This is a genomic window from Burkholderia sp. M6-3 (assembly GCF_050858985.1).
Classification (GTDB): domain Bacteria; phylum Pseudomonadota; class Gammaproteobacteria; order Burkholderiales; family Burkholderiaceae; genus Paraburkholderia; species Paraburkholderia caledonica.
Genome location: NZ_CP110090.1, coordinates 2,518,460 through 2,543,070 on the forward strand (window position 1 = coordinate 2,518,460; position 24,611 = coordinate 2,543,070).

23 protein-coding genes are annotated in these 24,611 nt (G+C 61.9%); 9 read left to right on the forward strand and 14 right to left on the reverse strand.

What is annotated here, in order from left to right:
* The first annotated feature begins 90 nt into the window (after window positions 1–90).
* The 4 genes from OH764_RS10720 to hemP all read left to right on the forward strand — a co-directional run bounded on the left by OH764_RS10720 (window position 91) and on the right by hemP (window position 2,633).
* Entirely contained in the window at window positions 91–969 is an 879-nt protein-coding gene (locus OH764_RS10720) for a pirin family protein (protein WP_498846779.1), read from the forward strand.
* A gap of 201 nt (window positions 970–1,170) precedes the next feature.
* Window positions 1,171–1,569 (forward strand): OsmC family protein, encoded by a 399-nt coding sequence (locus OH764_RS10725; RefSeq protein ID WP_498846780.1) that lies wholly within the window; start codon window positions 1,171–1,173, stop codon window positions 1,567–1,569.
* 85 nt (window positions 1,570–1,654) lie between these two features.
* The gene (locus OH764_RS10730) at window positions 1,655–2,137 is read left to right on the forward strand and encodes an SRPBCC family protein (protein WP_498846781.1); all 483 of its coding nucleotides are present in this window, start codon (window positions 1,655–1,657) and stop codon (window positions 2,135–2,137) included.
* Between the two features lie 229 nt (window positions 2,138–2,366).
* On the forward strand, window positions 2,367–2,633 hold the full coding sequence (hemP, locus tag OH764_RS10735) for a hemin uptake protein HemP (RefSeq protein WP_498846782.1): 267 nt from the start codon (window positions 2,367–2,369) through the stop codon (window positions 2,631–2,633).
* A gap of 297 nt (window positions 2,634–2,930) precedes the next feature.
* Here the strand turns inward: hemP and OH764_RS10740 are convergent, their stop codons facing one another.
* From OH764_RS10740 to uvrB, 5 genes are all read right to left on the reverse strand, one after another.
* The gene (locus tag OH764_RS10740) at window positions 2,931–4,337 is read right to left on the reverse strand and encodes a 4Fe-4S binding protein (RefSeq protein ID WP_498846783.1); all 1,407 of its coding nucleotides are present in this window, start codon (window positions 4,335–4,337) and stop codon (window positions 2,931–2,933) included.
* Window positions 4,334–5,179: an FTR1 family iron permease gene (locus OH764_RS10745; RefSeq protein WP_498846784.1), complete on the reverse strand. Its 846-nt coding sequence runs from the start codon at window positions 5,177–5,179 to the stop codon at window positions 4,334–4,336. The genes OH764_RS10740 and OH764_RS10745 overlap by 4 nt, the downstream gene beginning before the upstream one ends.
* 79 nt (window positions 5,180–5,258) lie before the next feature.
* Window positions 5,259–5,591, reverse strand: a complete 333-nt coding sequence (locus tag OH764_RS10750; RefSeq protein WP_498846785.1) for a cupredoxin domain-containing protein — start codon at window positions 5,589–5,591, stop codon at window positions 5,259–5,261.
* A 118-nt stretch (window positions 5,592–5,709) separates the two neighbouring features.
* On the reverse strand, window positions 5,710–6,258 hold the full coding sequence (locus OH764_RS10755) for an iron transporter (RefSeq protein WP_498846786.1): 549 nt from the start codon (window positions 6,256–6,258) through the stop codon (window positions 5,710–5,712).
* A gap of 345 nt (window positions 6,259–6,603) precedes the next feature.
* The gene (uvrB, locus tag OH764_RS10760; protein ID WP_498846787.1) at window positions 6,604–8,697 is read right to left on the reverse strand and encodes an excinuclease ABC subunit UvrB; all 2,094 of its coding nucleotides are present in this window, start codon (window positions 8,695–8,697) and stop codon (window positions 6,604–6,606) included.
* Window positions 8,698–9,034: 337 nt separating this feature from the next.
* Between uvrB and OH764_RS10765 the strand changes: the two genes are divergently transcribed.
* Window positions 9,035–10,234, forward strand: coding sequence for an amino acid aminotransferase (locus tag OH764_RS10765; RefSeq protein ID WP_498846788.1), 1,200 nt, complete (start codon window positions 9,035–9,037; stop codon window positions 10,232–10,234).
* A 117-nt stretch (window positions 10,235–10,351) separates the two neighbouring features.
* Here the strand turns inward: OH764_RS10765 and OH764_RS10770 are convergent, their stop codons facing one another.
* Window positions 10,352–11,590 carry a DUF3734 domain-containing protein gene (locus OH764_RS10770; RefSeq protein ID WP_498846789.1) on the reverse strand — a complete coding sequence of 413 codons (1,239 nt, stop codon included), beginning with the start codon at window positions 11,588–11,590 and terminating at the stop codon, window positions 10,352–10,354.
* A gap of 9 nt (window positions 11,591–11,599) precedes the next feature.
* Entirely contained in the window at window positions 11,600–12,397 is a 798-nt protein-coding gene (locus OH764_RS10775; RefSeq protein WP_013587820.1) for a 3-hydroxybutyrate dehydrogenase, read from the reverse strand.
* A 243-nt stretch (window positions 12,398–12,640) separates the two neighbouring features.
* Here OH764_RS10775 and OH764_RS10780 point away from each other — a divergent pair, with 243 nt between their 5' ends.
* Both OH764_RS10780 and OH764_RS10785 read left to right on the forward strand, forming a co-directional pair.
* Window positions 12,641–13,612 carry a potassium channel beta subunit family protein gene (locus tag OH764_RS10780; RefSeq protein WP_498846790.1) on the forward strand — a complete coding sequence of 324 codons (972 nt, stop codon included), beginning with the start codon at window positions 12,641–12,643 and terminating at the stop codon, window positions 13,610–13,612.
* Between the two features lie 272 nt (window positions 13,613–13,884).
* On the forward strand, window positions 13,885–14,730 hold the full coding sequence (locus tag OH764_RS10785; RefSeq protein ID WP_498848805.1) for a 23S rRNA (adenine(2030)-N(6))-methyltransferase RlmJ: 846 nt from the start codon (window positions 13,885–13,887) through the stop codon (window positions 14,728–14,730).
* Between the two features lie 48 nt (window positions 14,731–14,778).
* Here the strand turns inward: OH764_RS10785 and OH764_RS10790 are convergent, their stop codons facing one another.
* From OH764_RS10790 to cueR, 4 genes are all read right to left on the reverse strand, one after another.
* Window positions 14,779–15,816, reverse strand: coding sequence for a type 2 periplasmic-binding domain-containing protein (locus tag OH764_RS10790; protein WP_498846791.1), 1,038 nt, complete (start codon window positions 15,814–15,816; stop codon window positions 14,779–14,781).
* Between the two features lie 229 nt (window positions 15,817–16,045).
* Window positions 16,046–16,411, reverse strand: coding sequence for a hypothetical protein (locus OH764_RS10795; RefSeq protein ID WP_498846792.1), 366 nt, complete (start codon window positions 16,409–16,411; stop codon window positions 16,046–16,048).
* Between the two features lie 220 nt (window positions 16,412–16,631).
* On the reverse strand, window positions 16,632–16,778 hold the full coding sequence (locus OH764_RS10800) for a DUF3563 family protein (protein ID WP_020069992.1): 147 nt from the start codon (window positions 16,776–16,778) through the stop codon (window positions 16,632–16,634).
* A gap of 273 nt (window positions 16,779–17,051) precedes the next feature.
* The gene (cueR, locus tag OH764_RS10805) at window positions 17,052–17,504 is read right to left on the reverse strand and encodes a Cu(I)-responsive transcriptional regulator (protein ID WP_498846793.1); all 453 of its coding nucleotides are present in this window, start codon (window positions 17,502–17,504) and stop codon (window positions 17,052–17,054) included.
* 122 nt (window positions 17,505–17,626) lie between these two features.
* On the opposite strand from cueR, the gene OH764_RS10810 reads away from it, so the two are divergent.
* Window positions 17,627–17,845, forward strand: coding sequence for a heavy-metal-associated domain-containing protein (locus OH764_RS10810; protein ID WP_498846794.1), 219 nt, complete (start codon window positions 17,627–17,629; stop codon window positions 17,843–17,845).
* A gap of 14 nt (window positions 17,846–17,859) precedes the next feature.
* Window positions 17,860–18,780 (forward strand): dTDP-4-dehydrorhamnose reductase family protein, encoded by a 921-nt coding sequence (locus OH764_RS10815; protein WP_498846795.1) that lies wholly within the window; start codon window positions 17,860–17,862, stop codon window positions 18,778–18,780.
* Window positions 18,781–18,852: 72 nt separating this feature from the next.
* On the opposite strand, the gene OH764_RS10820 is transcribed toward OH764_RS10815, so the two are convergent.
* The 3 genes from OH764_RS10820 to imuA are packed head-to-tail and all read right to left on the reverse strand — an operon-like array spanning window position 18,853 to window position 24,127.
* Window positions 18,853–22,002: an error-prone DNA polymerase gene (locus OH764_RS10820; protein WP_498846796.1), complete on the reverse strand. Its 3,150-nt coding sequence runs from the start codon at window positions 22,000–22,002 to the stop codon at window positions 18,853–18,855.
* A gap of 6 nt (window positions 22,003–22,008) precedes the next feature.
* Window positions 22,009–23,490: a Y-family DNA polymerase gene (locus OH764_RS10825; protein WP_408476030.1), complete on the reverse strand. Its 1,482-nt coding sequence runs from the start codon at window positions 23,488–23,490 to the stop codon at window positions 22,009–22,011.
* Window positions 23,420–24,127, reverse strand: coding sequence for a translesion DNA synthesis-associated protein ImuA (gene imuA / locus OH764_RS10830; RefSeq protein WP_027779232.1), 708 nt, complete (start codon window positions 24,125–24,127; stop codon window positions 23,420–23,422). The genes OH764_RS10825 and imuA overlap by 71 nt, the downstream gene beginning before the upstream one ends.
* Window positions 24,128–24,611: the final 484 nt, after the last annotated feature.

Consider the following 24,611-nt stretch of genomic DNA (forward strand, 5'->3'; position numbering starts at 1 on the left):
GTGACGGCGGCTGGCACCCGAAAAAACGGTCCCTATAATAGCTCCATGTTTCAAAAATAACGCTATTCCCCATTTTTCGAGGTGACATTGATGACCGCGACACGCACGATCGAACGGACTTATCCTGCCGTTCGCACGACTGAAGGTGGCGGTTTCGTCGTCCACCGCCCGTTTCCCACGCGCATGCTGATGGACTTCGATCCGTTTCTTCTGCTCGACGAAATGGGACCGGTCGATTACGCGCCCGGCGAGGCCAAGGGCGCGCCCGACCATCCGCATCGCGGATTTGAAACGGTCACCTATGTGCTCGAAGGCCAGTTCGGCCACAAGGATTCGGCGGGCCACTCAGGCACCCTGCATGCCGGCGACGTGCAATGGATGACCGCGGGCGCGGGCGTCGTGCATAGCGAGATGCCCGACCCGTCGTTCGTGCGTACAGGCGGACGCGTGCATGGCCTGCAACTGTGGGTGAATCTGCCGCGCCGCGACAAGATGATCGCGCCGCGTTATCAGGAGATGCCGTCGTCGGAAATTCCGGTGGCGACCTCGACCGACGGCAAGGTTCGCGTGAAGGTGATCGCCGGCGAGGCGCTCGGCGTGAAAGCCGCTGTCGAAACACGCACGCCGATTCTGTACCAGCACTTTTCGTTGCAACCGGGCGCGACGATCCGGCAGCCGGTGCCGGCTGACTATCGCGTATTTGCATACGGCCTGTCGGGCAAAGGCTTTTACGGCGAAGGCGACGCACGTCAGGAAATCGAGCCGCGCAAGATGGTCGTGTTTAAGAACGACGGCGACTCGGTGACGCTCACGGCCGGCGCCGAGCCGCTCGAGGTACTGCTGCTCGGCGGCGTACCGTTGAAGGAACCCGTCGTGCGCTACGGCCCGTTCGTCATGAATACGGAAGACGAAATCCGTCAGGCCGTCGTCGATTATCAGGCTGGCCGTATGGGTTCGATCACCCACTGAGCAATCTGCCGAGCCAGCGCGTCGGGCCGCAGATTTTTGCTAAACCGCGCGCGATGCCAGGTTGCCGCCGCCCGCGAGGCCGCGCGCACTCGCGGCGCAAATGCCGCCGACTTCGTTCACAATAGCAATTCCTGCCGCGCCCTCGTCTTGACGCTGTCGAGCCGCCGCGCGCGGCGTTTTCCGTCCTGCTCAGGAGCCCGCATGGCAGAAGCCACCGTCACCGCGCATATCGGTTCGACAAATTACCAGGTCCGTCTCGACGACGGCAAGCACACGTGGCTTGCCGACGAACCCGAATCGCTCGGCGGCGGCGATCGCGGCCCCACTCCAGTTTCGCTGCTGCTGTCCAGCCTCGGCGCATGCACGTCGGTCACGCTCAAGATGTACGCGCGGCGCAAGGACTGGCCGCTTGAAGAGGTGCATGTGACCTTGGGTATCGAACAGGGCGGCGAGGGCTCGACCATCGACCGCAAAATCACGCTGCTCGGCGAGTTATCCGATGAACAGCGGGAACGGCTCTTGCAAATTGCCAATGCATGCCCAGTTCACAAGATTCTCACGCGCTCCATCACGATCCGCTCGGGTCTGACCGTCGCGTGACGCAGGGAACGGCCCGGCACGAGCGCGAAGCTGTCCGGGACGCGTTACCGCACCGCTTGCAACGCTTTCATAGGATGCCGTCGTCTTGAATTTCGAACACCTTATCCAGATCAACGACCCGTTGAATCCGTTTGTCGACTCCATGACCCGCGAGCAGTTGTGGGAAGGTCTCGTGCTGCGCGCCGAACAGCCGCAACTGTTCGTGATCGGACTCGACAGCTGCACGATCCTCTCGCGCGAAGGCAATACAATCGAGCGCGAACTGCACTATGGCCAAGCCACCGTGCGAGATCGCGTGACACTCCACGAGAGCCAGGCGGTGCGCTACGACATCCTGCCGACAGCGGACTATGTAGGCGGCTCGCTGACGATGACCATCGAACAGCCGGATGAACTGCAACTGTTCCTGCGCTTCGAATACGCGACCACGCTGCCCGTCTCCGACGACCAGGACGCCGTGCAGACGCAGGAGATCGTCAAGTCCGCTTACCGCGAGAACGACATCGATACGGTGCGGCTGATCCGCCAATATGTGCAGACGAAACAGGAGCCGGGCTCGTTGCATTGAGCGATCTGCCTCTGATCTACATAGCACCGCCCCGCCGCCCGGGTGAATCACCTGACCGGGGCGGCGTCGGACCGCGCTGCGTAGCACCCTGCGCCGTCTCCCGGTCACGCCTTTAGTCTCGATTTCGCTGCGCCTATCGAAAGTCTCAACCGATGAATTTCCGCCCCTTGTAAATAGGAATGGTTATCATTTAGAATTCATCCATCGAATCAAACAACAGCGAAGACGAATGACCGATACCACTCGTACCAGCACGCTCAGCCTGCGCCGCCCCGCTGCCGCGTTGACCAGTCGCCCGAAGGCTTCAGCAGCGACGGCATTGGCAACCGCCGCCAAGCCTGCTGCCGAGCGTGCGAACGGTTCCGGCGAAACGGCCGAACGGGTGGTGCGCAGCGACGCTTTGCTGCAAGGACATAGTCACATCAGCATTTTGCATAACGGGGAAACGTATCAACTGCGCGCCACCCGTTTGGGCAAGCTGATCCTGACCAAGTAACGACGAACGAGATTTCAGTACCGGGTATTGTGGGGACCACCTCCCAGAGAGGTGTTAGGCATTAGCCAGCCACGACGGCTTGCACGTGAGAACTAGACCCCTTCGTGCAGACACCAAGCCAGCCGTCGCAGCCAGCCAGGCCGCTTTTTTGGTTCCCGCCCATGCGGACACGAAATGCCGTGTACCGTCATGCCAATGAAAAAGCCGTGCAGACGATGTCGTCTACACGGCTTCTGTTTTTGTGTCGGGCGGCTCGGGCACGCGAATGCCCAGCAACGTAGTCGCCCGATTTCCCGCCTACTTCGAGGCCCAGCCCCAGAACATCAGCCACCAGGCGCTGTCGACCACGGCGAGCGCAGCGGCGAACCAGAGCATTGCGAGGCCGCGTTGAAAGAAGCGCTCGCTGTAGCGCCGCGTGACGAGCCACGCGAGCCATGCGCTCCAGAGATTGGCGATCGCCAGAATCGCGATGCGCAGGTCCGAAGCCCACCACAGCGGCACGTGCTCTGCACGCAACAGCGACAACGTGGTGGCCGACAAGCCAAGGAACACGCCCGCGCCTGCGATCGGAATCAGCCCTTGCGTCAGGTGATGCAGACGCACGGCGCTAAAGCGCCCGAGCATGCGCGTCGCGCCCGTCATCAGAACGAGCAGCGCAGTACCGTAGACGAGGGCCGTCGCGAGGATATAGCCGATCACCATCGTGCCGTCGAGCCACGAGAACACGTCGTTCTGTTCCGGGTAATGCGTGAACAGGAACCACGGCGCGTTCGTATCGAGCGGCCAGGTAATGTCGTGATCGACGAGCCACGTGGCGAAGAACATCTTCAGGTCGACGAACCAGCGCGAAGCCGTCCAGTGGAATGCGCCAATTGCGATACCGAGCAGGCCGTACAGGATCAGCGCGGTGTCCCACACATTCGCCTGCTTGTCGCCGAGTTGCACGACTTCGGACGACGGCGCGCGCCACGTGAGCGCAATCGCGTCGCGGTGGCCGCTGCAACGGCCGCACATATGGCAGTCGGACGCCCCCTTCATATTGCGCAACGGCACGAGCGGTGCGCAATTGATCGGAATCACGCGATGCCCGTGTTCGCCGTTCTTGTACGAGCGGCGCCATGCGTCTTCATCGACCTTGTAATGGAACGGCGCGAGGCGCGCCAGAAGCGAAAAAACCCCGTTGACGGGGCACAGGTATTTGCACCAGACGCGCTTCTCGCGCCCATACAGCAGACCGATGACAATGGCCGCCAACGTCGAGCCGCCGAGCACCAGCAGCACCGCTTTCGGATACTGGTAGACGCTCACCATCTGACCGTAGATGGTCGTAATGCCGAACGCGACAAAAGGCCAGCCGCCCCAGCGCATCCAGTGCGGAATCGCTTTGCCGCGACCGTGCTTGCTCGCGAACTCCGCGAGCGCGCCTTCGGGACACAGCACGCCGCACCAGACGCGGCCGAGCATAACCATCGACAGCAAAACGAACGGCCACCAGATACCCCAGAACACGAATTGGGCCGCAAGTGTCAGGTTGTTCCACAAATGCGCGCTGTCGTCCGGCAACGGCATCACAGCCGGAACGAGGATCAGCAATGCGTACACCGTCACCACGACCCACTGGATGCCGCGAATTGCGGAACCGTGACGCTGCATCCACTGCCCGGCCGCGGCGAGACGCCCCGGCCGGGTTATGACCGTACTCATGCTGCACGCCCTGCCGCTTGTTGCGCCGGCTTGCGGTTGGCACGGCGCAGCAGCAGATAGACGACCGCCCAGTACACCGCGTACGCAATCAGATTCATCAGTGCCGGATGCGCGCGATAACCGGTGAGCGTCGCGACGAGCGAGCCGAAAGTGCTCGAGTCATCGAGCACAGCCGACGTGTTCCACACCTGGTCGACGATGGTCGGCAGGAATTCCTTGTCGATCAGCTTATCGACGCCCGTTTGAAAGAGCCCCGCGCCGAGGAACAGCAGCATGATTTCGGTCACGCGGAAAAAGAGCCGCCACGAGAAGAACTTGCCGCCCAGCTGCAAAACGTAGAACGTGAGCAATGCGAGACCGAGGCCGATCACGACCGCGAGCATCTGGTTGGTGTCCACATGACCGGACTGACCGAAGCCGAGGCCGTACAGGAAAATCACGGTCTCGCTGCCTTCGCGGGCGATCGCGAGCGCCACGAGCACCGCCACGCCCCACCAGTTGGAGTCGCGCTGGCTCTGTTGCAGCGAGCGTTCCATGTCGCGTTTGAGCGAGCGGCCGTGCTGCTTCATCCACAGAACCATTTGCACGATCAGCACGCAGGCAACCAGCACCATGGCGGTCTGGAAATAGTCCTGCGCGTCGCCGGAGAGCACCTCGGTGAAGCCGACGAGCGCTGCGCCGAGCGCCACCGCTGCAATCAGGCCCGCCACGACGCCGCCCCACAGGTACGGCAGACCGCGGCGCGCATCGTCGTCGCCATTTTTCAGCCACGCGTACAGGATGCCGACGACCAGCAATGCCTCGACACTTTCCCGCCACACGATGAATAGAATCTGACCCATCAAGGACTCCCTTCTGCTCTGCAACTGCTCTTGCGAGCGCGGCGGCCCGAGGCCTTCGCGCCCGCCTCAAAAACCACTGCTATTTCGCGACGATCACGCCCTGCGCCTGCTGGTGGAAATCGTCGAAAAACTTGTACTCGCCGGGTTCCAGCGGAGCGATCACGACGAAAGAATCCGCGCCTGGCGCGAGGACTTTTTCCTTGCGCAACTGGACGCTTTCGAACTCGGCGGCGCCCTTGCCGGTATTGCGCACCTCGATCTTGATGCGCTGCCCCGCCGGCACTTCGATGCGGGCCGGGTTCAGCTTGCCGTCGTTCATTTCGAGCTTGAACGTGGGCAGATCGGCCGCATGGGCCGCGCCCGTCAGCAAAATCGACGACGCAAGCACAGCGATCTTTCGGTTGATTCTCATTGGCGTTTCCAGAAAACGCGGCGCGAGGCGTGGAGTCCGCGCGCCGCCTGCTGCATTCATTCACCTGTCACAGCTTGCTCGCATACTGCCAGGTGACGAGTTGCGACGATCGTGGAGATCAGTAACCGCCCTTCTTGCCGATGCCGGCGAACGTAAAGTCGTATTCAAGCGTGATCGGCTTGAACCACGGACCCACGCCGGTTTCCTTGTCGACGTGGCGACCAAACGCCATGTGGCCGGTTTGCATCGGCGCTTCGACGATCATCTTCAGGTGATACTTGCCGGGGCCTTGCAGCTTCACGTTGTCGCCGTAATGCGGGCCGTCGTTGGCCACCATCGCCATCATGTCGCCCTTTTGCGTCTCTTTCGAACCGGCTTTCGTCAGTTCGTAGCGCACCTGCAGATACGGCATCCAGTCGCCTTCCGCGAAGCCTGTCGGATTGTTCTTGACTGCGTGGATGTCCGCTTCGAGGTGGATGTCCGAATCCGACGCCTTGCGCATCATGCCTTCCGGCTCCATCGTGATCGGCTGCAGATACACCGCGCCAATTTCCATGCCGCCCTGAATCTGCTGCTTGCCGATCGGATATTCGGCGGCCGTTGCCGAAAGAGCCGCCACCGCCGCGGCCGTGGCAAAGCCGCCACGCAGAAATGAAGAAATCCGCATTGAAACTCCTTGTTTTTATCAGACTCGATTTGATCCCATTGGAACAGTGCGTCGGGCGAGGAACCGAAGCAGATCGCATAGATGAACGTTAATGCGAACCATTCTCACTATTGGTCGAGTTTATCATCTCTCGCCCGCTGGAACAATTACGGACGCACGGCGAGCCTTATGGCAGCAGGGGCTTAAGGATGTCTTAAGAAAGAGGGTGTGGGCTTGAAGCGGCGGGCGGCGGGCGGCGGGCAGTTTTTATGGTCTTGTCCGCGTACCGGCAAAAAGAAGCGCGGCACATTGCCGCGCCCTTTGCGTTGGAACCGCACTGCTTCCCCGCTGCATGGTCCTGCCGATTTAATCGACGCCTGAGACGTGGTCGCCGACATTCGCCCCGAACACGCGCTGACGCAGCAACGCCAGCTGGTCGCGCGTTTGCGCGGCCTTCTCGAACTCGAGGTTTTTCGCGTGCTCCATCATCTGTTTTTCGAGACGCTTGAGTTCCTTAGCCAGCTGCTTCTCGGACATGTCCTCGAATTTGGCGCGCGTCTGCTGTTCCTTCAGCTCGGCGCGGGCGTCGTCGACGTTGTACACGCCGTCGATAATGTCGCGGATGCGCTTCACCACGCCGCGCGGCGTAATACCGCGTTCGAGGTTGAACGCAATCTGCTTGGCGCGCCGCCGCTCGGTCTCGTCAATGGCGCGGCGCATTGAATCCGTCACCTTGTCCGCGTACAGAATGGCCTTGCCGTTCACGTTGCGCGCCGCCCGGCCAATGGTCTGAATCAGCGAGCGCTCGGCGCGCAGAAAGCCTTCCTTGTCCGCGTCGAGAATCGCGACGAGCGACACTTCGGGAATATCCAGACCTTCGCGCAGCAGGTTGATACCGACGAGCACGTCGAAAGTGCCGAGCCGCAAGTCGCGGATGATCTCGACGCGCTCGACTGTGTCGATGTCGCTATGCAGATAGCGCACCTTGATGCCATGGTCGCTGAGAAACTCCGTCAATTGCTCGGCCATGCGCTTGGTCAGTACGGTCACCAGCACACGATCGCCCGCCTTGACGCGCTCGTTGATCTCGGCAAGCACGTCGTCGACCTGGCTGCGCGCGGGGCGCACCTCGATTTCCGGATCGACGAGTCCGGTTGGACGCACGAGCTGCTCCGCAACCTGACCCGAGGTCTTTTTTTCGTAATCTGCCGGTGTGGCCGACACGAACACGACCTGGCGCATCTTGCGCTCGAACTCGTTAAATTTCAGCGGCCGGTTGTCGAGCGCGGAAGGCAGACGGAAACCGTAATCCACCAGGTTTTCCTTGCGCGCCCGGTCGCCGTTGTACATGCCGTTCAACTGGCCGATCAGCACGTGCGATTCGTCGAGCAGCATGATGGCGTCCGACGGCAGGTAATCAACCAGCGTGGGCGGCGGCTCGCCGGGCGCCGCGCCCGAAAAGTGCCGCGAATAATTCTCGATGCCCTTGCAGAAACCGAGCTCCTGCAGCATCTCCAGGTCGAACCGGGTACGCTGTTCGAGCCGTTGTGCTTCGACCAGCTTGCCTTCGCTATAGAAGAATTCCAGCCGCTCGCGCAGCTCGGCCTTGATCGTTTCGACCGCGCGCACGACGGTGTCGCGCGGCGTCACGTAATGCGACGACGGATAGACGGTAAAACGCGGAATTTTCTGACGCACCCGTCCGGTGAGCGGGTCAAAGAGCTGCAGCGTTTCGACTTCGTCGTCGAATAATTCCACGCGCACCGCCATTTCCGCATGTTCGGCCGGGAAGATGTCGATGGTATCGCCTCGGACGCGGAACGAGCCGCGCTGGAAGTCCGCCTCGTTGCGGTTGTACTGCATCGCGATGAGCCGCGCGATGATGTCGCGCTGGCCGAGCTTGTCGCCCGTGCGCAGCGTGAGAATCATCTGGTGGTATTCGGACGGATTACCGATGCCGTAAATTGCCGACACGGTCGCGACAATCACCACATCGCGCCGCTCCATCAGGCTCTTCGTGGCCGACAGGCGCATCTGCTCGATATGTTCGTTGATCGACGAGTCTTTCTCGATGAACAGGTCGCGCTGCGGCACGTAGGCTTCCGGCTGATAGTAGTCATAGTACGAAACGAAGTACTCGACCGCATTGCGCGGAAAGAACTCACGGAATTCCGAGTAAAGCTGCGCAGCGAGCGTCTTGTTCGGCGCGAAGACGATGGCCGGACGGCCAAGCCGCGCGATCGTGTTGGCCATCGTGAAGGTCTTGCCCGACCCCGTCACGCCGAGCAGCGTCTGGAACGAGAGGCCGTCCTCGACGCCTTCGACGAGCGTCTCGATCGCCGTTGGCTGGTCGCCGGCGGGCGGATAGGGCTGATAAAGCTGGAACGGCGAGCCTTCGAAGCGGACGAATCGGGATTCGTCGAGCGCGTCGTCGGCTTCGGTCAAATGTTGTTCGGACATGGGGGCGGCAGCGGCCTTAGGCAAAAAACTATTCTAACGGGTTGCATCGAGATGGACCGGCGACGGACAAAGCGGATCCTGCGTAGGCTGGCAGCGCTGAGTGATGCGGTCGGTTTTGGACATTTAGCGACGGCCTGCCCGTTTTTCAAGCAAATAAGTCAGCCAAAGGGCGTTCTCGTCCGAAAAACGTTCGTAGATTCGTTACAATGCGAAGTTGCGCTCGCTTGCGGCTGTCCGCGTTCTGCATCATCCGGCGTTTGCGTTTTGCATGAAACGCAGTCGGCACGGTCGCGCATGCTCGTAGCTGCCCTCTTTTCACTACTGCTGCCCACCCACCATGTCTCTGTTCTCCGCCGTCGAACTTGCTCCCCGCGACCCGATTCTGGGCCTGAACGAAGCCTTCAACGCCGACACGCGTCCCACCAAAGTCAACCTCGGCGTTGGCGTGTATTTCAACGAAGAAGGCAAGATTCCGCTGCTGCGCGCTGTGCGCGAAGCGGAAAAGGCACGTGTCGAAGCCGCGCTGCCGCGCGGGTATCTGCCTATCGAAGGCATTGCCGCCTATGACGCAGCCGTGCAAAAGCTGCTGCTCGGCAACGATTCGCCGCTGATCGCCGCGGGCCGCGTCGTGACGGCGCAAGCACTGGGCGGCACGGGCGCGCTGAAGATCGGCGCGGACTTCCTGAAGCGTCTGAATCCGAGCGCCAAGGTCGCAATCAGCGACCCGAGCTGGGAAAACCACCGTGCACTGTTCGAAGCCGCGGGCTTCGAAGTCGTGTCGTATCCGTATTACGACGCGCACACTCACGGCGTCAATTTCGACGGCATGCTGAGCGCGCTGAACAGCTACGCCGCGGGCACCGTCGTCGTGTTGCACGCATGCTGCCATAACCCGACGGGCGTGGATCTGACCGTCGACCAATGGAAACAGATCGTGGAGGTCGTCAAGGCGCGCAATCTGGTTCCGTTCCTCGACATCGCCTATCAGGGCTTTGGCGACAACATCGAAGCCGACGCAGCGGCCGTGCGACTCTTCGCGGCCTCCGAACTGAACGTGTTCGTGTCGTCGTCGTTCTCCAAGTCGTTCTCGCTGTACGGGGAGCGTATCGGCGCGCTGTCCATCATCACGGGCAGCAAGGAAGAAGCTACCCGCGTGTTGTCGCAACTCAAGCGCGTGATTCGAACGAACTACTCGAACCCGCCGACGCATGGCGGTTCGGTGGTCGCCGCGGTGCTCGCGTCGCCGGAACTGCGCGCCACGTGGGAAACGGAGCTGGCGGAAATGCGTGACCGGATTCGCGCAATGCGCAATGGCCTGGTCGAACGCCTGAAGGCAAGCGGTGTGGATCGCGACTTCAGCTTCGTGAATGCGCAGCGTGGCATGTTCTCGTACTCCGGCCTGACCGCGCCGCAAGTGGACCGTCTGCGCGAAGAGTTCGGCATTTACGCCGTCAGCACGGGCCGCATTTGCGTCGCTGCATTGAATACGCGCAACCTCGACGTGGTGGCCAACGCGATTGCACACGTGTTGAAGTAAAGCCTTTTCCAAGGCGCGCGATGCCGCGCGCTCTGGTTGATTCGGTTGAAGCCGAATGTGAGAACGGCGCCCCTTTGAGGGCGCCGTTCTCTTTTGGACTCCGCGTTGCGGATGATGTCAGCGCGATTCGCGATGAATGTCGTGCGTGACGAAGCCCGCGTCGTTATTCGGCATGGCGAGCCAATCCGGCTGCGCGAGCGAATGGCGGATGTCTGCCAGTCCGCTTTCCCAGTGCTCCCGCATGGTCGAGAGGCCAAACTGGAAGTCCTTGTAGTGCCCTTCGTATTCCTTTTGCCTGTAGATGAGATGAATCACGTTGTACCGCTTCGAGCACGACAGGTCTTCAGCTAGCTTGCACCATGGATCGTCGCGCTGGTCCGGCGAGACCCGGTCCAGCACCTCGCGCAGCACGTGCCGGAAACGCTGTGAGCGTTGCAGCATGTCGGTCACAAGACGCGTGCGACTCGAATACTGGATGTCTTTCATGCGCCCCTGCACGTCGGTGATGTTGTCGGGCACCGGCCCGATCGCGCTCCACAGATCGACCTGGAACGCCAGCGTGTCGCGCCGCGGCGTGGTTTGAATCACCTCGTAGAGCGGCGTGTTCGACATCAAGCCGCCGTCCCAGTAATACTGGCCGTCGATTTCTACAGCTGCGAAGCCCGGCGGCAAAGCACCGGATGCCATGAAGTGCTCAGCCCTCAGCGTGGTCTGCGTGTTGTCGAAGTACGCAAAATTCCCCGTGCCGCAATTGACGGCGCCCACAGAGACGCGCATTTCCCGTGAGTTGATGCGGTCGAAGTCGCACAGACTTTCCAACGTCGCTTTGAGCGGCGCGGTGTCGTAGTAGCTGGCCGCTTGGGGCGGTCCCGACACCGTCGGCAAAGGCGGCGGGAAGCGCGGCACAAAGAAGCCCTTCTGCCCTTCCACGAGCGCGCCAACGGCCTGTGTTGCCGTGAAAGCTTTACGCACTGCGTCGCTCGAATTGAAGAACGCGTGCTCGATAAAAGCGGGCAGCGGCAGACCGAATGCCGGCTGGCAGATGGTTTCCCAGAATTGCAGCAGCCGTTCGACCCGCTTTTCCGGCGGATTGCCGGCGATGATCGCCGTATTCAACGCGCCGATAGAAATGCCTGCGAGCCAGTTCGGCTCGACGCCTGCTTCATGAAGCCCCTGAAAAACGCCGGCCTGATATGCGCCCAGCGCGCCGCCACCTTGCAGTGTGAGCGCGACGGTTTCGTAGGCCGGCAATTGCACGCGCTTGCCGCGAGCCGACGAAGACGCCGCGCTGGCGCCTGCGCCTTCCTCATTACCGGCCGCGCCGACGCGCGCCCGTTTGAGATTGCGTTGCGCCATGCCACCTCCTTATTGCATGTACCAGCCGTGACTTACGATAAACGATTGGCCCGTCAGTGCAGCCGTGGGGAAAGTCGACAGGAACAGGACGGTTTGCGCAACGTCTTCCACGGTGGTGAAAATGCCGTCGACCGTACCGCCCAGCATGACGCGCTTGACCACTTCTTCTTCGCTGATGTTCAGTTCCTTGGCCTGCTCCGGAATCTGCTTGTCGACGAGCGGCGTACGCACGAAACCCGGACACACGACATGCGAGCGCACATTGTGTTTTGCGCCTTCCTTGGCGAGCACGCGAGCGAGACCGAGCAGCGCATGCTTGGCCGTCACGTAAGCGGACTTGAGCGGCGACGCCTCATGCGAGTGAACCGAACCCATGTAGATCACGATGCCGCCGCGATCGTCCTTGTACATGTGCTTGAGCGCCGCCTTGGTGGTGAGGAACGCTCCGTCCACGTGAATGGCTTGCATCTTCTTCCAGTCGGAAAACGAGTAGTTTTCAATCGGATTGACGATCTGAATGCCGGCATTGGAAATGAGGATGTCGACCGAACCGAGTTCCGCCGCCACTTTGTCGATGCCCTGGTTCACCGCGTCTTCGTTGGTGACGTCCATTGCGATGCCGATTGCCTTGCCCCCGCCCTTTGTAATTTCTTCAGCGACGGCATTCGCGCCGTCCTGGTTCAGGTCGGCAATTGCGACAGCCGCGCCCGCAGCCGAAAGGGTCAACGCAATCTGCTTGCCGATGCCGCTCGCCGCGCCGGTGACGACTGCGACCTTGCCATTCAAATTTGTGTTCAGTGACGACATCCAGAACCTCCATGCAGTTGATGAGCAATGAGACCACGAGCCGCGCGCAACGAGAAGTAGACCGAATGGCATAGGCGCGCATAGGCGCTGTCCTATACCGTTCAGGCGATGTTGCACTGCGGCCAATGCTGCTATTGTGCATGAACCGTGTGGAATCGATCGGTAAAAAGCACGCCTTGGCTTATCTATTTAAACTAGGCGTTCTGGCAGGATTCCGGTCGCTTCACTATCGAGGAGAATTGCATGAATTATCGGCGTCTAGGCCGCTCGGGCCTGCAGGTCAGCGAATTGTCCATCGGCTCGTGGGTTACGTACGGCAATCAGGTCGACCATCGCGCGGCACGTGAATCGCTCGCTGCCGCGCGCGATTCGGGGGTCAATTTCTTCGACAACGCGGAGGTGTACGCAGGCGGCAAGTCGGAAGAAATCATGGGCCAGGCGCTCAAGGAACTCGCATGGCCACGCGTGAGTTACGTCGTGTCGACGAAATTCTTCTGGGGCCTGGAAGAAGCGCCCAATCAGTACCACACGCTGAACCGCAAATATCTGCTGAACGCAATCGACTCGTCGCTCAAGCGTCTGCAACTCGACTATGTCGATCTGGCCTTCTGCCATCGGCCAGACCCGAACACGCCCGTCGAGGAAACCGTATGGGCAATGAGTGACATGATCACGCGCGGCAAAGCCTTGTACTGGGGCACGTCCGAGTGGAGCGCCGACGAAATCCGCGCCGCTTATGACATCGCGGAGCGGCACCATCTGCACAAGCCGGTCATGGAACAGCCGCAGTACAACCTGTTTCACCGCAAGCGCGTCGAACAGGAATACAAGCGTCTCTACGAAGATATCGGTCTCGGGCTGACTACCTGGAGCCCGCTCGCGTCCGGCCTGCTCACCGGCAAGTATCGCAACGGCGTGCCTGCCGACAGCCGCGCGCAGTTGCAGGGCTACGACTGGCTGCGCAAACAGGTTACCGACGCAGGCAAAAACAATGTGGTCGGCAAGCTAGGCGAAGTGGCCGACGAACTGGGCTGCACCGTCGGCCAGCTTGCGATTGCATGGATTCTCAAGAATCCGCATGTCAGCACCGTGATTACAGGCGCATCGCGCGTCGAGCAGATTAGCGAGAATATGAAATCCGCTGAGATCGCCGAGCAGATCACGCCGGAGATCAAAGAGAGAATCGAAGGTATTTTCGGAGACGTGTACGACTAACGCCGCTCTGTCGGACGTCTGGGTAAGGCCGCGGCAAGATCGCGCTGGTGGTCGTGCTTGCGGTCGCGGTCGTGGTCGTGGCCGCGCAGGGAACCGCGCAATCCGACAACGCGCACGGTGACGCCGCGGCAACTCACTGCGCCGCGCGCGGCGTCGCGTACAATACGCGACCGCGCGGCACATCGGCGTTCTGTGTCGGCATGCCGCCGCAATGCATCCGCATCGCCGACTCCAGCCGGGAACGGCGCGCCCTCTTTCTGCATCTCCTCATCATGCTCAGCTATCGCCACGCCTTTCATGCAGGCAATCACGCCGACGTTCTCAAACACGCGGTCTTGTTGCAGCTATTGCGCTATCTCAGTCAGAAGGACAAGGCCTACTGGTATATCGACACGCATGCCGGCGCAGGTGTCTATTCGCTGCAGGAAGGCTATGCGGTCAAGACCGGAGAGTTTCAGACAGGCATCGCCAGGCTGTGGGAGCGCAACGATCTCCCGTCGCTCTTCTCCGATTATGTCGATGAAGTCGCCGCGCTCAATCCCGACGGCCAGCTGCGCTTCTACCCCGGCTCGCCGTATATCGCCTGGCGCCAGATGCGCGAGCAGGACCGTATGCGTTTATTCGAGTTGCACACCACTGAGATCGACGTGCTGCGTCACAACTTTCGCGATGCGGGCCGGCGCGCGATGCTGTACGCGGGCGACGGTTTCGACGGAATTCTCGCACTGCTCCCGCCGGCGCCGCGCCGTGCGCTGATACTGCTCGATCCTTCCTATGAGGACAAGCGCGACTACACGCGCACGCTGCGGTGCGTCGAAGAGAGCCTGAAGCGCTTCCCCACCGGCACCTACGCGGTCTGGTATCCGCAAGTGAAGCGCCTCGAGTCACAACGCTTTCCCGACCAGCTGAAAAAGCTGCAGGAGCGCAACTGGCTGCACGTCAGCCTCACGGTGAGCAATCCGCCCGCGGACGGATTTGGGCTTTTCGGCAGCGGCATGTTTATCCTGAATCCGCCGTACACACTGCCGAAGATGCTGAAGGACCAGATGCCCTGGCTGGTGAAAGCGCTCGGTGAGGACAAGGCCGCGCAGTTCAAGGTCGAATACCGCGGCGATTGACGCCGGGCGAGGCCGCGCATAGTCGAATAGCGCCCCCTCGCCGCGCTGTTACTTGAGTTGTGCCGCGGCCTTGCGTGCGAAGTCGTTGGTATAAGTCGCGTTCAGGTCGATCTTTTTCGGGTCGAGCCGGTTATCGAACGACGCCAGTGCGCGCAACGAAGTCTCCGGGCCGTCGGCTGGCATCAGGCCGTCTGGCGAATAGGCGTCCCGCACATTGTGGAACGCCTCGACATAGAGCGAGGAGTCGTTGAGCAGATAGGCTGGCGGCACCATCTTCAGCAGATCGGCATCGCTCGCGGTTTGCAGCCAGTGATCCGCCCGCACGATGGCATTGGCGAGCGCCTGCGTCGTCTTTGGGTATTTCTGAATGAAACTCTCCGGCGCATAGAGTGTGGCCGCCGGCATCGTTCCGCCGAACACGTCCTGCGTTCCTTTCACGGTGCGCGTATCCACAAGCACCTTGATTGCGCCGCTGCGTGCGAGCTTCGTCATCATCGGGTCGACGTTGGATAGCGCGTCGATCTGACCGTTGCTCACCGCCGCGAGCACGGTTGCGCCGCTGCCTACACCGATCGCCGCAATGTCGCTTCTTTGCACGCCGACCTTGCGCAAGGCGACAGTCAGCACGAGATCGGTCGATGACCCCGGCGCGCTCACGCCGACCTTGGCGCCTTTGAAATCGGCAAGCGTCTTGATCTTGTCCGCCTTCGATGTCAATACGGCGACGACGATCTGCGGCGCGCGGCCCATCAACGCAAAAGCCCGGTAGCGTTGCCCCTTCGCCTGCATGAATAGTGTGTGCTCGAATGCCCCGGCGCCGATATCCGCGCTGCCGCCCACCACCGCTTCGAGTGCTTTGGAGCCGCCCGCGAAGTCTTCGAGCGTGACCTCGAGCCCCTCGTCCTTGAAAAAGCCCAACTGCTGAGCCGTGAGTACCGGCAGGTAGTAAAGACCCGGCAGACCGCCAACGGCCATTGTCAGTGCCGGCTTTTCGGGCACGTCTTTCGCGGACGCCATGCCCTGCAGTGCAACAACGGCGAACAACGTGGCGCAAACGGCGGCACGCCGCATCCAGTGATTGGGCATTTGACGTCTCCTTTTTGTATGTTCTCGTTCAGTCTGGTTGCCGTGCCGCCCCTGCGGGGGCTATGGGCGCGACTTTGCGGCAGAGACCGCTTGAGGATTGTCGTCGCCCGACTGGTGGCGCGCCATGCGCCCAAACCCCAATGGCCAGGCGCGGGCGCACGAATTCGCGGCGCCGCGTCTCGCGCGTAAGTCTGGGCAGCAAGCTACGGGCAGGATCGGCGCGAGTCGGCTATTGCGGACGCGGCGCGGGCCGAGGCACGGGATACGGTTGAGGGTACGGTTGAGGTTGCGGTGCGACACCACCGCCCCCGACGGGCAACTGGATATACGGCGCGACGACGATCGGCACGGACGAATTCGGTGCCAGCTCGGTAGGCGTAGCGATAGGTTGTGCTTCGACGATGGGTTGCCGCGACAGCGGCGCTGTCTGCAGGACGGTTCCGCTCTGCCCGTCGCTGATTCCATTCTGCGAGTCGAGAATCACAGGCTTGCGGCTATTGCTCGACGCAGCAGACGCGCTCGACACGGCGCAAGCCGTGGCAAACAAAACTGCAATGGCGGCCAGAGAGAATTTGAACGAATGGATCGAAGACATGGGGCGGACCGGTTGAGCCGCGAAGGCCGGATTGCGCTGAAAAACGCTTTACCTTACCGCGACGCGGACTTCGCCGCTAGTCGATATTCGCCATCTCGAGTTTTGCGACGCCTGAAGGACAACGCGGCGCCCAGATGTGACAAAGCCCCGCAAAGACGGGGCTCACACTTAACAGCTACTTCTGAAGTACTGTGGCGGCAAAAGACGCTCGCCAAAAAACTTACAGCGAATAGCCGTTGGCTTCGAGCGAGCGGATGCGCTGTTCGAGCTGGACGATATCCGACGACGAAGCCAGATACGCTTCACGGCGGTCGCGCTCTGCAGTTTCAAACCAGGTGCTCAGTTTTTCAAGGACGTATGCAAACATGATGTTCTCCAAGGATCAGATTGAATCCCCGGTGGATCGGGCATCAGGGATTTCCCGTAAAAGGGTTAACCCTGATTATAGGCCGATGGTGCAACCGCGCTAGTGAAATGCTCGCATGATGTGCATTCCAAAATGGAATGACGCACTCCATAGGTGCATAAAGCACGTTGATTTGATTGAGAGGCAGAAACGCCCGTAGACCAAAAAGTATGAGGGAGACTCACTTTATGCACGAATTAGGTGCATAAAGCCCCAAATCGCCAGCCCGCATCGCTACGCGTTAACGTCCGCCTTCGAAAACCCCTTGCAACCGTTCCCGCTCTCCGCCGAAACCATGCCGGCGTCCGCAAGCCCCTCGATAATTGGACATTCCGGACGGTCGTCGCCGTGACAATGGTTGGCAAGATGCGCCAGCGTGTCGCGCATATCGGTGAGTTCGGCGATGCGTCGATCGAGTTCGGCCACGTGGTCTAGCGCGATTGCCTTCACTTCGGCACTCGCGCGCGTGCGGTCGTGCCACAGCGCGAGCAGCCGCCGGATGTCTTCCACAAGAAAGCCGAGCCGGCGCGCCCGGCGAATGAAGCGCAGTGAATGCACCTCCTGCGGACCGTAGACACGATAGCCGGCAGTCGTTCGGGATTTCGCCGCGAGCAAGCCGACGCTTTCGTAGTAGCGAATCATTTTCGCCGTGACGCCCGACGCGCGGGCCGCTTCACCAATGTTCATCACTGTTCCCCACTGAATGCGTCGATCGTACACCTTCCCATGATGGGAAGGTCAGTCACCTAAATCTGGTCGGGAAGGCATAATTCAATCATCTAAACCGACATTTCCCCGAGGCAATTCCGATGAAAACCGAATTCCAGGTTGAAGGCATGAGCTGCCAGCATTGCGTGGCGGCCGTCACCAACGCTATTCGCGAGCACGACGAAGCTGCGCAAGTGCAGGTGGATCTCGCGGCGGGCCGGGTCGCGGTCGAGTCGACGCAATCGGTCGACGCATTGAAAGCCGCCATCGACGAGGCCGGCTACACGGTCAAAGGCGTGTCGCCCGGCGCAACGAGCTAAGGGGAACGCGGATTATGTTTAAGGTCGCTGTCATAGGAGCTTCTGGCCTGCTCGGTCGCGCTGTCGTCGACGAACTGGCGGCTCAGCCCGCGTGGCAAGTCGTCGGCACTGCCTTCAGCCGGCCAGCGCCGAACACCGTCACGCTCGATGTCCGCGATCCGCGTGCAGTCGAGCAGTTCGTGGAGCGCGAAGCGCCGGATGCACTCGTGATTGCCGCCGCCGAGCGTCGACCGGATGTGTGCGAGCGTCAGCCGGAAGTGGCCCGCGCGCTCAATGTGGATGCCGTGCGCGCGATCGCCGCCGCCGCGCACCGGCGAGGCGCATGGACGCTGTCCATTTCCACCGATTACGTTTTCGACGGCACTCATCCGCCCTATCGGCCGGATTCCACACCGGCGCCGCTCAATGCATATGGGCGCAGCAAGCTGGACGGCGAGCAGGCGTTGACCGACACGACCGACCGCGGCTGCGTGCTGCGCTTGCCGCTGCTGTATGGGCCGATTGTCGATTGGGCGGAATCCGCCGTGACGAGTCTCGTGCCGGCCATTGCCGCGTCGGCATCGGCGCAGGGAAAAGCGGCCAGCATGGACGCATGGGCGATCCGCTATCCGACCTTCACGCCGGACGTCGCGTTCGTGATCCGGCAGATGCTCGAGCGTCACGCCGCGGGTGACGCAATTCGCGGCATCGTGCAATGGTCGGGCGACGAACCGATGACCAAGTACGAGATCGCCATGCGCCTCGCGCAAGCGCTGCAACTCGACGCGCGGCTCGTGCCGCAACACACGCCGGCCGATGCGACGCCGCGTCCGCATAATTGCCACCTGGCGTCGGACCGGCTGGAGCAACTCGGGATTGGCCGCCGCACGCCGTTCGATACGGCGATACGCGAGGTGTTGGCCGCCTTTCCGTGGCGCGGCGATACATCCGCCTGAACCGGATATCGCGATTTTTGCCTCTGCAAGCATGCGCTCAACGTTGACGACCGCTCGAAGCGCACCAACGTCTCAGCAAAAATTCCTGCTAACGGAATGCAGCCCGCCCAGCAGATGCGACATATCGACAAGCCGTTGTGCCACCAGATGCCGGACCTCGCCCTGGCATTGCCATACTCCATAAACAGCCAGCAGCGACGCACTGAGCGCTTCCTTGCGTTGCTTCTCGAGAAGGCTTGGCCACACGATGACGTTCACGTTGCCCGTTTCGTCTTCGATCGTCACGAACACCACGCCTTTCGCGGTGCCGGGACGCTGCCGCACGGTGACAATACCGCAGCCTCGCGCAAGCCGGCCGTCGCGATAAGTGCGCAGCGTCGCAGCCGGCATCAACCGGTTTGCCAGCAACTGCGGGCGCAAAAGTTCCAGCGGATGGCGCCCGAGCGTCAGACCCACCGAGCGGTAATCCGCCACGATGTCGTGTGCTTCGGAGGGCGCGCCGAGTTCGGGCGTTTCGTCCTCGACGGCCGCGACTGCAAGCATGTCCTTGTCCGGCACGGCTGCGACCGACTGCCAGAGCGCCTCGCGCCGGTTGCCGGCAAGCGAGACCAGCGCATTGGCGTCCGCCAGGATATGCAGGTCCCGGCGATCGAGCGCCGCGCGACGCGCGAGGTCTTTCGCGCTTGCGAACGGGCGCACCGCACGCGCATTCTCAATCCGCTCGGCTGTGCCCTCCTTCATGCCACGTAGCAGCGACAGACCCAGACGCACCGCAGGCCGTGCGGCATCCCCAATACGCTCAAGAGACGAGTTCCACCCACTGATAGTCACATCGACTGGCAGTACGCTGACACCATGCCGTTGCGCATCCTGCACGAGTTGCGATGGCGAGTAAAAGCCCATGGGCTGGCTGTTGAGCATGGCGGCCAGAAATGCCTCGGGCTCATGGCATTTGAGCCAACTGCTCGCATACACGAGCAGCGCGAAGCTCGCGGCATGACTCTCCGGAAAACCATATTCGCCAAAACCTTTTATCTGTTCGAAGATGGCTTCCGCAAACGCAAGGTCATAGCCCCGCTCCTGCATGCCGAGCACAATGCGGTCATAGTATTTGCCGAGACCACCCTTGCGTTTCCACGCCGCCATTGCGCGCCGCAACTGGTCGGCTTCCCCCGCCGTAAAGCCCGCGGCGAGAATTGCGACCTGCATCACCTGCTCCTGAAAAATCGGCACACCGAGCGTGCGGCCCAGCGCGGTCTCCAAATCCTTGCTCGGATAGGTGACCGGCTCAAAGCCCTGGCGACGGCGCAGATAAGGATGAACCGCACCACCCTGAATCGGACCCGGCCGCACGATGGCCACTTCGATCACCAGGTCGTAGAACGTTCGAGGCCGCATGCGCGGCAGCATCGACATCTGTGCGCGCGACTCGATCTGGAAGACGCCCACCGTGTCGGCGGCGGAAATCATGTCGTAGGTCGCATCGTCTTCTGAAGGAATGTCCTGCATCTCGAAGCGCTCGCCGCGCTGCTCCGATACGAGGTCGAGCGTGCGCCGAATGGCCGACAGCATGCCGAGCGCAAGCACGTCGATCTTGAGCAGCCCCAGCGATTCGAGGTCGTCCTTGTCCCATTGGATGACGCTGCGCTCTGCCATCGCGGCGTTCTCAACGGGAACGAGGCGGGTGAGCTTGCCACGGCTGATGACGAACCCGCCCGAGTGCTGCGACAGATGCCGCGGAAAGCCATACAGTTGCGCGGCGAGCGTGGCCCACGCGCGGATGAGCGGCGTTTGCGGGTTCAGCCCGCATTCCTCGAAGCGCTTCAGCAGGTCCGCACTGTTATCGAACCAGTGATGCGACTTGGCGACCGCATCGACTATCTGCATATCGACGCCGAGCGCCTTACCCGTTTCGCGCAAGACGCCACGCGCACGATACGTCGAGACCGCAGCGGCAATCGCCGCGCGATCGCGACCGTACTTGCGATAGATGTACTGAATCACTTCTTCGCGCCGCTGATGCTCGAAGTCGACGTCGATGTCAGGCGGCTCCCCGCGCTCTTTCGAGATGAAGCGCTCGAAAAGCATGTTGCCGCGCGCGGGGTCCACTTCCGTCACGCCGAGGCAATAGCAGACGGCCGAATTGGCTGCCGATCCGCGTCCCTGACACAGAATGTGCTGACTGCGCGCAAAGCGGACCAGGTCGTAGACCGTCAGGAAGTACGGCTCATACTGCAGGTCGGCAATCAGTTCAAGTTCGTGCTCGATCTGTTCCTGCACGTGGTGCGGAATACCCGACGGAAAGCGCCGTTGCGCGCCGATGTACGTCTCCTGCCGGAGATAGGCAGTCGGCGTGAAGCCGGGCGGTATCAGTTCGTCGGGATACTCGTAGCGCAGTTCGTCGAGCGAGAAGGTGCAGCGCGCGGCGATATCGACGGTCGCGGCAAGTGCCTCCGGCGAATACAGATTGGCCAGCCGCAGCCGCGAGCGCAGGTGCTGCTCCGCATTCGGCGCAAGCTCGTATCCGCATTCATGAACCGGCTTGCCGACGCGAATGGCGGTTATCGTGTCCTGCAGCGGTTTTCTTGAACGCACGTGCATGACCACTTCGCCGAGTGCGACCACCGGCACGTCCCGGTTGCGCGCGACGAATTCGACCGCGCCGCGGTGCATGTCGTCCATCGCCCGCTGATGAAGCACCAGGCCAACCCACGCGCGTGCGGGAAAGGTCTCGTCCAGCCATTCGACCTGGGCATCGAGCACTTCTTCTTTTGCCGGGAAGGTCGGCACGAGAATGGCCAGGCAGTCCGGCAGGCCCAGCAGGTGCCGGTATTCCTTCTCCGGTCGCGACAGGTCCTGCGGCGTGAGCCGGTATTCGCCCTTCGGCGCGCGCGTACGCGCCAGTGTGATGAGTTCGGACAGATTGCCATAGCCCTCGCGATTTTTTGCCAGCAGGATGAGTCCGAATGCCGGCGAGCCGTCGGCGTTCACCAGACGAAAGTAGGAGCCGACGATAAACGGCAGCTTCGCTTCTTTCGCCGCGACGTGCGCGCGCACCACACCGGCAAGCGAGCACTCGTCGGTAATGGCAAGCGCCGAATAACCCAGTTGCGCGGCGCGCTCAGCGAGTTCCTCGGCGTGCGACGCGCCACGCAGAAACGAAAAATTGGAGAGGCAGAAAAGCTCGGCATACGCCGGCAGCATGCTGAAGGTGGTGTCCATGGCGCGTCATCCGAAAAGGCCATGAAGGAACCACCGCTGGTCTTCTTCGGCGTCGCGGCTGCTGACACGTTCGCGGTAAATCCAGTAGCAGCTCTGGTCGTCGGCCTGAGCGACAAAGTAGTCACGCGTCACGAGTTCGCCGTCGAACCAGCCCGCCTCGATACGCTCCCCCGGCGACACCATGCGCAGCGGCGAGCCATAGAACGGACGATGCTGGCGCATTATCAAGCGCACCGGCGTATCGAGCATCCACGTGGGCCTCGGCAAGCCTTCCGGTATGACTGCGGGCTTCACCGGTTGCGTCACCGGCACCCAGCAGTTGGCGACTTCCGGCCGATGGTCGGGACTCGGCGCGGGCCGCAGCACGTTCTCGTCACCCAGGCGGGCGACCAGCAGTTCGAGTAGCCGTGCATGATCTTCCTTTGAGCCGCCGGGCTCAGGAAAAAGCGTATCCGAAGCCGGCGCAGCGGACTCCACTTTCGAGGCATCCAGACGCAATGCGATAACCGGCGCGGTGAGCTCGATGCGATGCAAGCGTTCCTTGAGCAGCCTCACCAGGTGTTCTTCACGCCACGTTGGCTCGCCGAGGGCAATGTCGATGGTGGTGGGTTCAATGGCGTCGCGCCCCCGCTCGTGCTCCAGCAACAAACGTATTGCGGTGACCGCCAACTGCTTTGCGCAGAGCCAGCCGCACAACTGCACGATCAGCCGATGCGCGCCGAACACGGCGCCGTCCGCATGTTCGAGCCGGTCAGGCATTTCGATGCGCGCGGAAAACGTGGGCGGCAGTTCGAGCCAGTCGAAGAGTTCCGGCGCGGTGCCGAATGCGCGGTCGAGCGAATCGAGCAGGTGCTCGCCGCAACGCCGCTGCAAGCCGGCGCGCGGCAGCCGGCGAATGTCGGCGATAGTTTCGCAGCCGAGCCCCGCGAACCAGTCGGCGAACTCGCGCACTTCGGGGACCGCGATCATGGGCAGCGCGGCAAGACGCTGCTCGAGCGTGGACAGCTTCAGCACGCGCCGCGCGCCCCGCCCCTTCGCATATCGCGCCAGCAGCCACGCGCCCTGGCCGGTCGGCGCGGCACTCACGCGCGCGGTGAGACCGAGCGTGGCAAGCAGCGCCTTCGCCTCGCGGCACAGCGCAAGCAGGCCGCCAAAGAGGCGCAGGCTCGCGCCTATTTCCACGACGACGGTCGCTTCATCGAGCAGCGCGACCTCGGGCGAAAAGCGCATTAGCGCGATACCGACCTCGCGTTGTGCGGACTGCTCGCGGGCGAAGTCGCGTTCGTGCATGTCCGTCTCGGGCGACAGCGTGAGCACGCCCCCGCGTTTCATGCCGAGCCTCACTCCGGCCGCGCGCGCGACGCTGTCCGCAATCACGACCTTGTCCTTCTCGAGCACGACACTGCCGTGAGCGGGCTCAGGCGACCACTTCGGCCTGAAAACTTCGAGCGGCAACTTCGGCAGGTGAACGGCGAGGAAGACGCGCATGTCGTGACAGCAGAACAGGAGTGGGTTGAAGGGGAATCGACAGGGGCTCCGCGCGCGAGGGCCCTCGTCGTTTCACGATGTCGACGGTCAGGCCGTCGGCAGATGGTTTGAGCGCCAGCCGCAATAGCGCCGGCGACGCGTCCTGAGCGCTCGCGAGCGGCCGCACCATGACAAAAAGCGTCTCCGACGACTGCGCCGCCAGATGCAGGCGCCGAAGCGACGAAGCCTGCGCATACTGCGCCCAGAAAATCAGCGCACCGCAACTGCCGGCACGCAGAATCTGTTCTGCCGACCACAACGCGTCCGCCGTTTTCTGCGCCTTAACGCGCAGCACCTGCTCAAGCGACAAGCCGATGTAGCTGAGCCCGAGGCCGTCCGGCGTATGCGGGGGCTGGACGAACGCAATGGGCCGGTTGCCCGCTGCACTAAGTGCCGGACGCAGCAGCCGCAGCTCGCCTACACCCGGCTGCTGCACGAGCAGGTCGACCAGTGCGCCCACTGGCCAGCCGCCACCGGGCAGTTCAGCCGATAGCGCCGGGTAGCCGGTGTCGACCACCTGCCCCCGGCCACGCGCAAGCTGGGACGCCCGCCACAGGGACGGGTGTATCGCTTCGGGCGGTGGAGAAGAGGCAGTCATGGACGAAAAAACCTGTATGGATGTACAGTATCCTACACGGATTTTCGCGACGGGGAACAGGCACTTTTTTTGGGAGCGAATAGAGGAACAGGTCTGCGCCCAACTCCTGGGGCATCCCTTCCAGAGAAAACGCCATACAGCAGGCACTTCCCGACGCACACCGCCATTGCGGCGGTGTGCGGAACCGGACTGCGCATGAGCGGCCGTTGGCGGCTTCACCCAATCGGCCATGTGCAGTCGTTGGTTTCCACGGCATGAAAGGACAGTTGAACGGCGGCTTTGCACCGTATAGCTGTCCGTCACCCAGCTATTGTGATCAAGACATCTCCGTGCGTCGACTATATCCCCCGATAAATTTGGCCGCTGTCCTAGCTGATACGGATCGTGCCAAAGCGAGACATGACGTTAGATGAGCTGCTTCAGCGGCTTCACACTGCCTTCTAACGCGACAGCAAAAGCAGTCAAATCAACGCTACATACGGCG